Source organism: Pristimantibacillus sp. PTI5 (genome assembly GCF_048572955.1).
In the GTDB taxonomy this organism is placed as follows: domain Bacteria; phylum Bacillota; class Bacilli; order Paenibacillales; family Paenibacillaceae; genus Pristimantibacillus.
In genome coordinates this window covers 6,298,363-6,311,099 of record NZ_CP183886.1, presented here as the reverse complement: position 1 = coordinate 6,311,099, position 12,737 = coordinate 6,298,363, and the positions used below count along the sequence as shown (strand labels likewise).

12 protein-coding genes are annotated in these 12,737 nt (G+C 49.8%); 2 read left to right on the top strand and 10 right to left on the bottom strand.

What is annotated here, in order from left to right; genetic code table 11:
• Positions 1 to 14: 14 nt before the first annotated feature.
• The 3 genes from ACN6MW_RS27825 to ACN6MW_RS27815 form a co-directional block, all read right to left on the bottom strand.
• Positions 15 to 2,540, bottom strand: a complete 2,526-nt coding sequence (locus ACN6MW_RS27825) for an FtsX-like permease family protein (RefSeq protein ID WP_419873034.1) — start codon at positions 2,538 to 2,540, stop codon at positions 15 to 17.
• Entirely contained in the window at positions 2,494 to 3,228 is a 735-nt protein-coding gene (locus ACN6MW_RS27820; protein ID WP_419873033.1) for an ABC transporter ATP-binding protein, read from the bottom strand. Before ACN6MW_RS27820 ends, ACN6MW_RS27825 begins: the two co-directional genes overlap by 47 nt.
• Before the next feature lie 128 nt (positions 3,229 to 3,356).
• Complete coding sequence (locus tag ACN6MW_RS27815; RefSeq protein WP_419873032.1) at positions 3,357 to 4,649, bottom strand: DUF2515 domain-containing protein; 1,293 nt, start codon at positions 4,647 to 4,649, stop codon at positions 3,357 to 3,359.
• A gap of 169 nt (positions 4,650 to 4,818) precedes the next feature.
• Here ACN6MW_RS27815 and ACN6MW_RS27810 point away from each other — a divergent pair, with 169 nt between their 5' ends.
• A complete protein-coding gene (locus tag ACN6MW_RS27810; protein ID WP_419873031.1) occupies positions 4,819 to 5,514 on the top strand; it encodes an SOS response-associated peptidase in 696 nt (231 codons plus the stop codon).
• 55 nt (positions 5,515 to 5,569) lie between these two features.
• On the opposite strand, the gene ACN6MW_RS27805 is transcribed toward ACN6MW_RS27810, so the two are convergent.
• The 5 genes from ACN6MW_RS27805 to ACN6MW_RS27785 form a co-directional block, all read right to left on the bottom strand.
• Positions 5,570 to 5,857, bottom strand: coding sequence for a stage VI sporulation protein F (locus ACN6MW_RS27805; RefSeq protein ID WP_183561882.1), 288 nt, complete (start codon positions 5,855 to 5,857; stop codon positions 5,570 to 5,572).
• Between the two features lie 70 nt (positions 5,858 to 5,927).
• The gene (recG, locus tag ACN6MW_RS27800) at positions 5,928 to 7,979 is read right to left on the bottom strand and encodes an ATP-dependent DNA helicase RecG (RefSeq protein ID WP_419876466.1); all 2,052 of its coding nucleotides are present in this window, start codon (positions 7,977 to 7,979) and stop codon (positions 5,928 to 5,930) included.
• Between the two features lie 7 nt (positions 7,980 to 7,986).
• On the bottom strand, positions 7,987 to 8,841 hold the full coding sequence (locus ACN6MW_RS27795; protein WP_419873030.1) for a DegV family protein: 855 nt from the start codon (positions 8,839 to 8,841) through the stop codon (positions 7,987 to 7,989).
• 35 nt (positions 8,842 to 8,876) lie between these two features.
• On the bottom strand, positions 8,877 to 10,604 hold the full coding sequence (locus ACN6MW_RS27790) for a DAK2 domain-containing protein (RefSeq protein ID WP_419876465.1): 1,728 nt from the start codon (positions 10,602 to 10,604) through the stop codon (positions 8,877 to 8,879).
• Positions 10,605 to 10,660: 56 nt separating this feature from the next.
• Positions 10,661 to 11,020, bottom strand: a complete 360-nt coding sequence (locus tag ACN6MW_RS27785; protein WP_364140766.1) for an Asp23/Gls24 family envelope stress response protein — start codon at positions 11,018 to 11,020, stop codon at positions 10,661 to 10,663.
• 292 nt (positions 11,021 to 11,312) lie between these two features.
• Between ACN6MW_RS27785 and rpmB the strand changes: the two genes are divergently transcribed.
• Positions 11,313 to 11,501 carry a 50S ribosomal protein L28 gene (rpmB, locus tag ACN6MW_RS27780; protein ID WP_053375639.1) on the top strand — a complete coding sequence of 63 codons (189 nt, stop codon included), beginning with the start codon at positions 11,313 to 11,315 and terminating at the stop codon, positions 11,499 to 11,501.
• Positions 11,502 to 11,598: 97 nt separating this feature from the next.
• Here rpmB and spoVM read toward each other — a convergent pair whose 3' ends face one another.
• Positions 11,599 to 11,679 carry a stage V sporulation protein SpoVM gene (gene spoVM / locus ACN6MW_RS27775; protein ID WP_010345573.1) on the bottom strand — a complete coding sequence of 27 codons (81 nt, stop codon included), beginning with the start codon at positions 11,677 to 11,679 and terminating at the stop codon, positions 11,599 to 11,601.
• A gap of 409 nt (positions 11,680 to 12,088) precedes the next feature.
• Positions 12,089 to 12,733, bottom strand: a complete 645-nt coding sequence (gene rpe / locus ACN6MW_RS27770; protein ID WP_419873029.1) for a ribulose-phosphate 3-epimerase — start codon at positions 12,731 to 12,733, stop codon at positions 12,089 to 12,091.
• Positions 12,734 to 12,737 lie beyond the last annotated feature (4 nt).

Sequence of the window (12,737 nt, the reverse complement as noted above, 5' to 3'; positions counted from 1 at the left end):
CCGTCCACCCTTCTTTATTCGTAATGCAAGGCTTCATTTAACGGAATGCGCGAAGCCACTGCCGCTGGCAGATAGGCGGATATAAGCGATATGGACAACCCAAGACCAGCAGCTATAATCATCCACGACCAAGGCATGAAGAACGCTAATGAAAATCCGGCAATCACCTGATCAGCCGAAATTGCATAAGAGAGCGACAAACCGAGGCCAATCGCTGTTACGATCGCGCAAACACCGATGATAAGCCCTTCGCAAAGGACGATTTTCCGAACCTGCCAGGGGGTACTTGCTATCGCTCGCATCGTTCCGAACTCCCGCGTCCGCTCGAACACGTTCATTAGGAGAGTATTTAAAATGCCTACACCTGATAAGAGTACAATTAAAGCAATCAATATATTCATCATCGTAAACGGTAGGAGGAGTTGTTCCCTGCGGCTCTCTAGATACTCGTCAGCCATCCGCACGCCGGATAGTCGTTCCCCAAACAGCAGGACCATTTGCCGTTTCACGGCTTCCTGTGACATTCCGTGCTCCAGCAGCAATGCTACGCTTAAACTGTCAACGATTTCAAACTCATTCTGCATATGCTCCTCCGCAACAAAAACGATATTCCCATTTTCTCTTATCGCGTTGACTACTGCAACTACCTGCAGCGTTTGCGTCCCTTTTGGGGTGTCCAGCGTTATATTTTCTCCGACTTTACCGCCCCATGCCTTATAGACCGTATGTCCAAGCGCTATCGTATGAGGCTGCTTCAAATGTTCAACAATATCTTTTACGCTTGACTTCTCCGAAGTAAACATAGGTATAAATTGGTCGGATTGTTCCTTTGCGCCAACGATGTTCACTTTCCTTACCGCACCCTCGCCCCTCCAAATGGCAGTTGTCTCCTTGATCACCGAGGCACCCGCAACACCTTCAGATGCGTTGACTTCCTGCAGGTCCTGCTCGGTAATCGGGATTGCGGTATTCACCACCAAATCTCCTCCAGTCATCGCACGCACCGACTGTTCGACGCTGTGCGTCAAGGCGTCTCGAAGAAAACCCATGACTAACAAAAAGGAAAGACCCATGCAGAGGATCGATGCTACCATAGACATCCGTCGGAATTGTCTGGATATACCGGCAGAAGCGATCACTCCTTCAAAGCCGAAAACAAACCTGACAAAGGGGTTCAGCAGTTGCTGGATTATTCGCATGAGATACGGGAATAAAAGGAGCAACCCAGCCAAAAGCGGCAGAAACCGCCAGGGGCTAGATAACCAGAATCCGCAGCCAATAAGCACGGACCCGATAAGGATCCAGCCAACCCCATGCGATCCCGGCTTTCCTTCAACTGATTGCCTGAGCACATAAGATACGTTAACCTTTGAAGCACGGTAGAGCGGAACCAGTGCTGCAAGCAACGAACCAACTAATCCGGCCGCGGAAGCGATTAGGATCGCCTGCCAAGACAAAAGGGAGAAGGCTTGTCCTTCCAGCTTCACATCATCCAGCAATTGCATAAATAACCTGTTCATACCGTATGCAAGCCCGATGCCCAGGACGATGCCGGCAGCCGTGCCAAGCACGGCAAGAAGCAGAACCTCACGCAGCACGATAGAAGCAACCTGCCCCGATGTGCATCCAATCGTCTTCATCACGGCAAATTCACGGCGGCGTTCCACTACGCTAACATATAACGAACTGAACAAAATTAAAGCACCCATGAGCAGTCCCAAACCGCCAAGCAGATATAAACCGGTATAAATATCATCTAATCCGTAAAGCAAATCATTTTCATTCATCATGATAGGATCCAAATAAACCGCAGGATAAGGCTTTAACAAGGCTTCCAGCTCAGTCATCGCCTTCGTTCCCGCTCCATCTGCAGCACGGATCTGTACATCTTGTACTAATCCAATCCTACCGGTCCATGCCTGAAGCGTATCAAGCGGAACAGCTGCATGCCAGCGGCTTATGCGAGTCGAATCCCAGCTGGAAGGAGAAGGTAAATCATCATTTGCGCTTACGATAGCGGAAACGACGATATCACGCCGCATGCCTCCGACTTGAAAAGAAACAGCTTGGCCAATGGACACCTTCCACTTTTCAGCTGTTTTCTTTGTTACAACCAGGCCTGGCATCTGCAGGCTGCCTTCCTCCGTTTTCCAACTAAGCAGCTCGCTGTCAAAACGGCTGTATCCATGCAGCAAAGCTTTCGTATTCGGGTCAATGACATACGGTAGTACGGCTAGGGAACTTAGTTCCAAACGTGCAGGCTGAGCTAGATGCGCTACGGAGAGTGTAACGTTTTCACTGCTCTCCAGCTCTTTTTTAAAGGAATAATCGAATATGGAGTCCGTACCCTTGATCTGCATATGGGCTTTCGCATTAAAAGTGCTTATCGTATCGAACACCGTTTGTTTCGTCGTTTCTACCGTGCTGGTCACTGCTAAAATTGCCGCAACGCCAAACATAATCGCCAAAAATGCAAAAAGCGTTCTAAGCTTCTTACGCGTTAAATTTCGCCATGCAATTTTCCAAGAATTGATGATCACTGCTCTTCGCCGCCTTTCCTACCTCCTGTGCCAAACGGCCATCCTGCATCGTAATGATCCGATCGGCAAAACCGGCGGCATAAAGGTCATGCGTAACCATAACGATCGTCAACCCATCCTCCCGATGAAGTTTGGCAAGCAGCTGCAATATTTCTTGCCCCCGTTTACGGTCAAGGTTGCCGGTCGGTTCATCCGCAAGAATCAACCGCGGTCCTAAGGCGAGCGAGCGTGCAAGCGCTACTCGCTGCTGCTCGCCTCCGCTCAGCTTCGATGGAAACGATTTTCCCCGGTCGGCAAGTCCGACCTGCTCCAGCAGCATATTTACGCGACTTGTTGCTTCCCATTTGGACATCCCATCCGCATACATCGGAAAAGCTATATTTTCTTCTACAGTAAGAGTAGGCAGAAGTTGATAATTTTGAAAAACGAAACCTATTTTCCGTCTGCGAAATAATGTGCGCTCCCTTTCATTCAAACAGGCTAAATCTACATTATCTAAAAGAATTTGTCCCTCCGTAAGCTGTTCAAGCCCCCCAAGCAACTGCAGCAAAGTGCTTTTTCCAGATCCACTCGATCCCATGATGGCAACAAACTCGCCTTTTTGAATATGAAGCTCAAGTCCTTTTAGCACAGCATGTATTTGTCCCTCCGACTCATATTGCTTATGAATGCGCTTTGCTTGTATCAAAGCCCTTCCCCCTTATAAAAAATAGATACCGAGTATATATACTCAGTATCTATTAATTGGAAATGGTTGTCAATACAAAAAAATCGGCTAAAACTACTGATGGAGCCATATATTCGAATCATTTCACTTCATTTCCCCCGCTGCATCGCAAGCACCGCCAGCTCAATCTTGTTCAGCATGAGACCGTATTCATTCGTAATCTCGAAAGAATGAGGCAAAGGAAGCTTTTGAAAATAAGGCCACACCTGGTTTACCGATTTGAACCAATCGCCAGGCTCCGGATCCTCTAACGGCTGATCGTTCCACGCGGCGCCCAGCTCCGGGCTGTAAAGCGGCTCGGCACCCAGCTTCAAACGCCCGCCAAGCAATCGCTCCTTATACACGCTATGCGGAAGCTGTTGACGAACGCGCGAGAACATATACGGCGCGTAGTCCACGCGCGAGCCCGTATGCTTCACCGCTCCGGCAAAGCATCGTGCCCCATCATATACGCGCGGTATGCCAAACAGCATCGCATACAAACGCTTGCCGAATTCAATCCGCTCCGGTAAATTTTCGAACTGCTCCAAAATAAGACCGGAGAGCTTTAACACGGATGCTCCTTCACCTCTTGCTTGCCCTGTTCCGTAAGGAACAATAACGCCGTTCAGCTGAAGCAGGGACTGCAGTCCAAAAAATAGCGTATGCAGCACTTTTTCGCGAAAATACGGATGCTGTACAACCCGCTGCTCAATGTAATGCTGCTCGTTTACGATTAACGCAATCGTAAGCGGCACCGCGTCGCGATCACGCCAGAACTGCTTCCAGACCGGCGCCATGAACGCCGATACGCCAAAAGCAGGCAGCAGATGGAACAAACTCCTGCCCTCGCGCCGGCTCCATTCGTAAAGCAGCAGCTGAGGATACGCATCTTGAAAAATCAAAGCGTTTGCCTTCTCCAGAAATCGAAAAACTGCCTCCCTCTGCTCTGCATTCAGCAGCAAGGGAAGCCACTCTCCCTGCAAATCTGTCATATTCCAGCCGCCGTTGCGGGACACTATGTGGGCTAGCAGCGCCCAATGCAGTTCTGGGGTACGGAAGTATACGGAACGGTAAGCTTCCGTTCGTGTCACATTATTTCGGTTGTAGACTGCCGTCTCGTCGCGTATCCGTGCAATGAGAGCGAGATCCCGTTCATGCCAGCCCTCTGCCATAGCAGGACTAGGGAATGTAATCTGCTTAGACCACGCATATTTTAGCTTCGCGACTGCCGAAGCCGAAAGCTGAAGCGGGATCGCCTCCTCCATCATCGCATGCGATGCGCTCATAGCGGCCCATTTGCCGACCGCATAGTCAAACGCCGCGCCAGGAAGCGCCAGCAGCTGCCGGAACCAATAGCCGAATGATCGGCGGTATGCTCGTACCCCATTCTTATTGCCCATTGTAAACGCCCCTGTCCAACGTCATTGACTATATGAAGCAAATGCCCGCATCATCCTATATAACCAGTATTTGCCAACCTGCGAATCGTCATACCGTGTAAGCAACATATGCGCCGCAGCTGGCCGCGATGTATAATAAAAGCAAGCATAAAGGAAGGAGACGAGAGTCATGTGCGGTAGGTATACGCTCACCGTCACGCTGGAGGAGCTGATGGTTAGATATATGATTGGGGAGACGTTAATCCCGTTTCATCGTCCGAAATACAATATTGCCCCGAGCCAGCAGGTGCTGACGATCATTAACGACGGGCAAAGCAACCGGTTAGGAGAGCTGAAATGGGGACTTGTTCCGCCATGGGCTGATGATCCGAAGATCGGCTTTCAGATGCTTAACGCCCGCTCTGAGACAGCGGCCGGCAAGCCAGCGTTCCAGAAACCGCTGCAGCGCAAGCGCTGCCTCATACCGGCTGACGGATTTTATGAGTGGAAAGCGACGGCACAAGGGAAACAGCCGATGCGAATCGTGCTGAAGAGCCGTGCTCTGTTCAGTATGGCCGGTCTCTTTGAAACATGGATCTCGCCTGAGGGAACGAAAATCAACAGCTGCACGATTTTAACGACAACACCCAACGAGCTCGTTGCCCCCATACATAACCGCATGCCGGTTATTTTGCGCCCTGAAGATGAGCAGCTCTGGCTGAATCGTTCCATAACAGACACCGCTGTACTTACGCCTCTGTTTAAGCCGTACCGGGCAGACGAACTCGAGGCTTACACAGTTTCCGCTGCTGTCGGAAGCGTACGCAATGACGAGCCTTCTTTGATTGAACACTATAAAGCCGATGAGCAGTTGGAGCTATGGTAAACGATGAGTCCCAGGGCTGCAGCGAGAGACAAAAAAAATCGCTGACCTTAAGCGGTCAGCGAAACATTCCCCAAAGCTTCAACAAGTGAAACGTGTTGTTAGGATCGATCTTTTGCCCCATGACGAAAGCGACAATCTGATCTTCCTGCGTATCCGTAAGCTGCTCCTGCAAAATAACGGCCGCTGCTTTCACAAGCTTCCTCACCTTTGGCCGATCCTGCAAATCATACTTCGTCACATTTCCAAGCAGCTGCCTGATACGGTCCTTCACTACAGGGTTTTTCATTTTGTATTTGATGCGCTCGACCAACTGCGGCCGAATTCCATAATTTTGGTAACTCACTGGCATGACACCTCCATCCGGCAATCCCGTCACATTGTTAAACTATATGCCGAAAGGAGATAATTATTGCCTAGTCCAGCTGCTCACCTTGAAAAAATTGATCTTTGCGCAATACGCTGCGAACTCTTTCATAAGAGTCGTTTGACCAAAAATCATCGCGTTCCGTCAATTCGGCGGCATCTTCCCTAGCAATCTCGAGCACCTCGTAGTCTGCTACCATATCCGCTAAACGGAATTCGGGCAGCCCGCTTTGCTTCGTACCAAAAAAATCGCCGGGACCGCGAATCTCCAAATCGCGCCGGGATACTTCAAAGCCATCGTCCGTATCCGTCATGACTTTCATGCGCTCGCGTCCAGTTTCCGATTTCGGATCGGCTACAAGAATACAATGCGATTGATGCTCGCCACGACCCACCCGTCCCCGCAGCTGATGCAGCTGGGACAAGCCGAAACGTTCCGCATCCATAATAATCATAAGCGTGGCATTAGGCACGTCGACGCCAACCTCAACCACGGTCGTCGCCACCAGCACATGCGTTTCATTGGCACCGAAGTCACCCATGACCGTTTCTTTCTCTGCTGCCGATAACCGGCCGTGCAATAAACCGACACGCAGATCCGGAAACGACTGCTGTGTTTGCACGTAAAGATCAATCGCATTTTGAACGTCGAGCTTCTCTGATTCTTCAATCAAAGGACAAATAATATAAGCCTGCCGGCCTTTGTTTACTTCTTTTCGAATAAAACCAAGCACTCGCTCCATCATGGTATGCTTCACCCAATAGGTCTTGATCGGCTTTCGCCCGTGCGGACGTTCGCGAATCGTCGACACATCCATATCCCCGAACGCGGTAATCGCCATTGTTCTCGGGATCGGAGTAGCCGTCATCGTGAGCACATCTGGATTCATCCCTTTGCGGCGCAGCACGCTTCTTTGGTTAACGCCGAAACGATGCTGCTCGTCCACGACAACAAGTCCCAGGCTTCGGAAAAAAACATCATCCTGAATGAGCGCATGCGTGCCGACAACGATGTCGATGATCCCCATTTGCAGCCCCGCGAGTACATCTCTCCGCTTGCGTTCTGTCAAACTGCCCGTCAACAAGGCAACCTGGATACCGAGCTCTGCGAACATCCTCGTTAGCGATCGCATATGCTGGTCGGCTAGGATTTCGGTCGGCACCATCAAAGCGCCTTGGTGCCCCGACTTTACCGCACAATAAAGAGCAATCGCAGAGACGACCGTTTTGCCTGAACCGACGTCTCCCTGAAGCAGACGGTTCATGCAGGAGGGTCTTCTCATATCGACGCAAATTTCGTTAACGACCTTCTTCTGCGCATCCGTCAGCTCAAACGGCAGCGTAGCGGCAAATTGACGAATCGTCTCGCTCTCGATACGGTGTGCGATACCGTCATTGCGCTTGCGGTTAAGCGCTCGGTATGCCTGCAGCTTAAGCTGGAACAAGAAAAGCTCCTCATAAACCAGCCTTCTGCGAGCTTCCTGCCCTTCCTGCGTATCATCAGGGAGGTGAATGCGCTGCACGGCGTCCCGTCTAGCCATCAAATCGTGCTGGCGGACAAGCTCCTGCGGCAGCAACTCTTCGATCATCATTCCATATTGTGTCAAGGCTTGACGGACGGTTTTGCGCATCCAGGGCTGCGTAATGCTTCCCCCGACGGAGTAAACGGGCTGCAGCGTTCCCGTCTTCGCCGCACCACCGCTGCCTGGAAATTCCGAGTCTGAAACCGTCATCTGCAGGCGCTGCTGCTCCCACTTGCCTGTAAGCATAATCTCCCGGCCGATGGTCAGCTGATCCTGCAGAAAATGCCGATTAAACCATACTGCCGTGACCAGCCATTGTCCGATCTCTACTTTACAAGTCAGTCTTGATTTGCTTTTGCCATAGCGCTGCAACAGGGGAATCCCCCTAACATGTCCCAGCACCGTTACCTTTTCGCCTTCCTTGACATCGGTCAGCTCGCGAATGCGGTAATCCTCATACCGAAACGGAAAATAATCGAGGATATCCGCAACGGTTTTAACGCCAAAGGCGTGAAGCTCCTGTTCCTTAGGAGCACTCACGCCTTTGATTTGCCGAACTGAAATTTGGTCCAGCGTCATCATAATATCACATCCTGTACATAAACACGGCTGATGCGCCAGGTCCGGTGTGTGTTCCGATTACCGCGCCAATCGTCGTCCAGTTAATCGCTCGTACATTGAATTGGCTCTTTAGAAGCTCACAGAGCTCCTCTGCGGTATCCTTGCGGAAAGAGTACGCCATTGTCATCCCAACCGGCTCATCGCCGTACGTCTGCTTCAGCAGCTCTATGATACGCGCCATCGCCTTCTTGGAGCCCCGCACCTTATCAACCGCATACACGACACCATCCGGTTCCAATGACAAAATCGGTTTTATATTGAGGATCGAACCGATCAGCGCCGAAGCTTTCCCGATCCGTCCGCCCTTCTGCAAATATTCCAATGTATCCACAAGAAAATATAATTTCGTATCGCGCTCAAGCTGCTCGATTGCCTCTATGATCCGTTCCTTTGATTCCCCTGCTTGCGCCATTTCTGCCGCTTTCACGACACGCATCCCAAATCCGTAAGAAGCCGATCTGGAGTCCAAAATCGTAATATCCGATTCTTCCTCCAGCATTGAATGTGCGATGACTGCCGACTGAAAGGTGCCGCTCAGCGCCGCTGATAAATGAAGTGAAATAATAGGAGAATCAGCGTCTTCAGCGAGCAGCCGCCCGTATACTTCCGAGAACTCAAGCGGCGATGGCTGCGATGTTGTAGGGAGCACAGAGGACTGTGCCAGCTTTTCATAGAATTGCTCCGACTTTATCGTCACCGCGTCTAGAAAAGTCTCTTCTCCGAATATCACCTTAAGAGGAACAATGGATATCCCCAAACGCTCTTTAACCTCATCCGGAATGTCGGCCGTGCTATCCGTTACGATACGGACCTTCCCCATTGTCATACCCTCCCCGCATTATAACGACCATATCTTTATTCTAAAGCAAATACGTAAGGATAGAGCGGTTGTCCGCCTTTTTGCACCTCAAGCTCCAGCTCAGGATATTGCTCCCCAATCCATTCACAAAGCGATGCCGTTTCCGTTGCATCCGCTTCCTCCCCGGATAAAATCGTCAGCAAATCTCCACCGGAGTCAAGCATGCTCGCGATAAGCCCGTGACAGGCTTCCAGCAAGCCGGCTTCCGATACAACGATCGTTTTCTCCTTAATGCCGATGTATTCGCCCTCGCGGATGTCCACGCCTTCAATCGTCGTATCCCGTACTGCCTTTGTTACTTGCCCCGAAACTACCTGTTCCGCGGCATTTTTCATCCACACGCTGTTGCGCTCAGCCGTTTCTTCTTCTTTAAAAGCAAGAACTGCCGCCAAGCCCTGCGGAATCGTACGGGTAGGGATTACGGTAACACTGCGCTCGCTAAGCTCGGCAGCCTGCTCTGCCGCCAAAATAATATTCCCATTATTCGGAAGAATATAAATATGCTCCGCCGACAACGCCTCGATCGCTTTTACGAAATCCTCCGTGCTCGGGTTCATCGTTTGGCCGCCGGACAACACCGTATCCACTTCATTTTCTAGAAAAATATCGGCAATGCCTTCGCCTAACGCGACCGCGATAATGCCAAAAGGCGCCTTTTCGAAAACTTGTCCCGGCGGAACTCCTTGAACAGCTTGGCCTGCAAGCAGCTCAGCCGCCGAGAAGTCCACAACGTCCGTATCCGCTTGTTCATGCTCAAGCAAATCACGATGCTGCTCACGCATGTTAAGGATATGGATATCGGTTAATTCTCCGTGAGGAAGCGATAGATTAAGAACATCGCCAGGTTTCCGCGTGTGCACATGCACCTTGATGATATCGTCTTCCGTTATGACCAAAATAGAATCTCCGTCTTTGCTAAGCGCCCGTTTGTAAGCGGATTCATCAAAAAACGCTCCTGCTTTGCCGGCCAGCTTGCGATTGATAAAAAATTCCATATCATATAAGAACTCGATAGCTTCCGTCGATAAACGTGATTGCGCCGATGTCGGCTCTTGCTTACGAACGGGAGGAACAGCGGTAGGTACAGCCACCTCTTCAGGCGGAGCCGCTTCCGAAGCCATGGAATAGGAATCAAGCTGCCCATCCACCTCGGTAAGGCTGCGTAAGAAACCTTCGTAAATAAATACGAGACCTTGTCCCCCAGAATCGACGACGCCTACCTGCTTCAGCACCGGCAATAAATCAGGCGTACGCTGCAGCGCGTCATATGCTTTCTGATGAACCTCCTGCATTAGCTCAGCCACATCGTTAGTTCTGCGGGCGTATTGCACGGCATGCTTGGCAGCTTCCTTGGCCACCGTAAGAATCGTTCCTTCTACTGGTTTTACGACAGCTTTATAAGCGAGGTCAACACCGTATTGCAAAGCAGCGGCCAGCTGTACCGTTCCCGCCTCTTCAAGACCGGCTAGCGATCTGGAGAAACCCCGGAACAGCTGCGACAAAATAACGCCGGAGTTACCGCGAGCGCCCATCAGAAGCCCCTTGGATAAAGCCTCAGTCGCCTTTCCAATGCTGTTTGACGGTTTGCTGCGGAGCTCGCGAACGCCGGAGGACATCGTTAAATTCATGTTTGTTCCCGTGTCGCCATCCGGCACCGGAAATACATTTAATGCGTTAACGTGCTCTGCGTTACGCTGTAAGTAATCCGCGCCGAGCAGTGCCATTGCGGCAAAATCAGATCCGTTTATAAAGCGCTTACTCAACGAAATTTCCCTCCCTGTTACTTAAGTACCCTGACATCCTGCACAATTATATGGACTTCTTCCACTTGTAGACCAATCACGTCATTCAGCACATATTTTACTTTGGATTGAATATTATGCGCTACCTCGGAAATTTTTGTTCCATAGCTTACGATGATGTAGAGATCAATATGCAATTTTTCATTTACCCGTCTAACTTCAACGCCTCGAGTTAAATTATCTCGTCCGAGCAACTCGGCAATTCCGTCCTTCAGCTGTTTGCGTGAAGCCATTCCGACAAGTCCATAACAATCCATGGCCGCAGAGCCGGCAATAATGGCTATGCAATGGTCTGAGACATGTATGGTACCGAGTTCGGTGCTTAGCTGCAGTGACATGGAAATACACTCCCTTACTGTATATATTATGGACTAAGTATTATTGTACTATAAACAGCTCCTTTATAGAAGTCCGATCAGAAAATCCAGTCTTTCTAAGGAAAAATGAGCTTTTAATGCTTGGAAGAAATGCTTTGTCCGTATATTTAGGTTGAACAGAACCGATGTTTATGATACGATATTCAAGTGTGTTTAAATGTTATTTCGCTTACGAATGAAGTTTTCCTCACGCATAACGAGCCATTCTTATGGAATCAGTTTTGCTCACGCAAGATTTAAAGGAGGTGTAGTCATGTCCCGCAAATGTTTTCTTACAGGTAAAGCACCTGGTAAAGGTAACAACGTTTCCCACGCAAACAACAAAACTCGTCGTTCTTGGGGCGTAAACGTGCAAAAGGTTCGCATTTTGGTTGACGGTAAACCGAAACGTGTTTATGTCAGCACTCGCGCACTGAAAGCCGGTAAAGTTACCCGCGTATAATGATGGCTTTGGCCATAGACAAAAGCACCTGAGCGCTCAGGTGCTTTTCTTTTACTTTTACACGATCACGGCCGAAGGGTGCCCTGCAGCGTCTGACCTAATTTTTTTGGAAGGTATTCAAAATCGCCTTTACGAATCCGCCCAAAAATTTAGGCAGTTTGATTGTATAAAATTTCATGCCCCATCCCTCCTCAGACACGCTCATCGAATTTATCCGTGACAAAATTCCTACGCTCATGTAAACATCCTATGCGTATTCAGTTCGTCCTATTCCATCGAGAGCCTGCGGAGGTAAGCGTATTACGCGCCCATTATTGTGTCTGGGTGATCTCTTACGAAGATAATCAACGAATAAAAAACAGCGAATATCAGAAAAAATACAATCGACATGACAAAGAATGCTATTCGAAGTCCTAATGTTTCAAATCTCCGAAAAAAACGAATACCTATGTATAGCGCTAACAATGAAAAAAGAAATCGATATAAATCCTCGATCAATGTAAACAACATGAGCATTAGACCAGCTAAAAACGCATAGGCCAAAAGCCAAAACGTCGTCTTTAATCGCTCATTCATCATCCCGGCCCCTAACGCAATACCGCAATGGCTGCTGCACGGTCCTCTTCCGAAAATACGGCGTTCCCGGCTACAAGAACGTTAGCCCCGGCTTCGCGAATTACCGCTGCCGTAGTCGAATTCACGCCGCCGTCCACCTGTACGTGCACGTCATCCAATCCTTGCTCCTCAAGCATCGCGCGGAGCTGCCGTAATTTCACGAGCGAATAAGGGATAAACTTCTGCCCGCCAAAACCCGGATTAACCGTCATAATAAGCACAAGGTCAAGATCATGCAAAATCGGCTCCAATACAGAAACCGGCGTTGCCGGATTTATGGCTACACCCGCAGGCAAACCCTTTTCCTTAATATAATGCACCGTTCTATGCAGATGCACGCAGGCCTCGGCATGCACCGTAATCCGGTCCGCGCCCGCTGCGATATAATCGGCAATGGATAGCTCCGGACGTTCAATCATCAAATGCACATCAAACGGCAGCTTTGTAGCTGGCCTTATCGCAGAAATGACCGGCGGTCCGAAGGTTAGATTGGGAACGAAATGTCCATCCATCACGTCCACGTGGATCCAATCCGCGCCTGCCGCTTCCATGGCTTGAACTTCTTCCCCAAGCCGCGCAAAATTAGCCGATAGTATGGAAGGAGCAATAATTGTCATAGTA

What these genes read in the sequence shown, in the direction of transcription:
- rpe (WP_419873029.1), bottom strand. Translation starts at nt 12,733, where the DNA reads ATGACAATTATTGCTCCTTCCATACTATCGGCTAATTTTGCGCGGCTT.
- ACN6MW_RS27810 (WP_419873031.1), top strand. Translation starts at nt 4,819, where the DNA reads ATGTGCGGTAGGTATACGCTCACCGTCACGCTGGAGGAGCTGATGGTT.
- ACN6MW_RS27790 (WP_419876465.1), bottom strand. Translation starts at nt 10,604, where the DNA reads ATGGCACTGCTCGGCGCGGATTACTTACAGCGTAACGCAGAGCACGTT.
- ACN6MW_RS27815 (WP_419873032.1), bottom strand. Translation starts at nt 4,649, where the DNA reads ATGGGCAATAAGAATGGGGTACGAGCATACCGCCGATCATTCGGCTAT.
- recG (WP_419876466.1), bottom strand. Translation starts at nt 7,979, where the DNA reads ATGACGCTGGACCAAATTTCAGTTCGGCAAATCAAAGGCGTGAGTGCT.
- spoVM (WP_010345573.1), bottom strand. Translation starts at nt 11,679, where the DNA reads ATGAAATTTTATACAATCAAACTGCCTAAATTTTTGGGCGGATTCGTA.
- ACN6MW_RS27795 (WP_419873030.1), bottom strand. Translation starts at nt 8,841, where the DNA reads ATGGGGAAGGTCCGTATCGTAACGGATAGCACGGCCGACATTCCGGAT.
- ACN6MW_RS27785 (WP_364140766.1), bottom strand. Translation starts at nt 11,020, where the DNA reads ATGTCACTGCAGCTAAGCACCGAACTCGGTACCATACATGTCTCAGAC.
- rpmB (WP_053375639.1), top strand. Translation starts at nt 11,313, where the DNA reads ATGTCCCGCAAATGTTTTCTTACAGGTAAAGCACCTGGTAAAGGTAAC.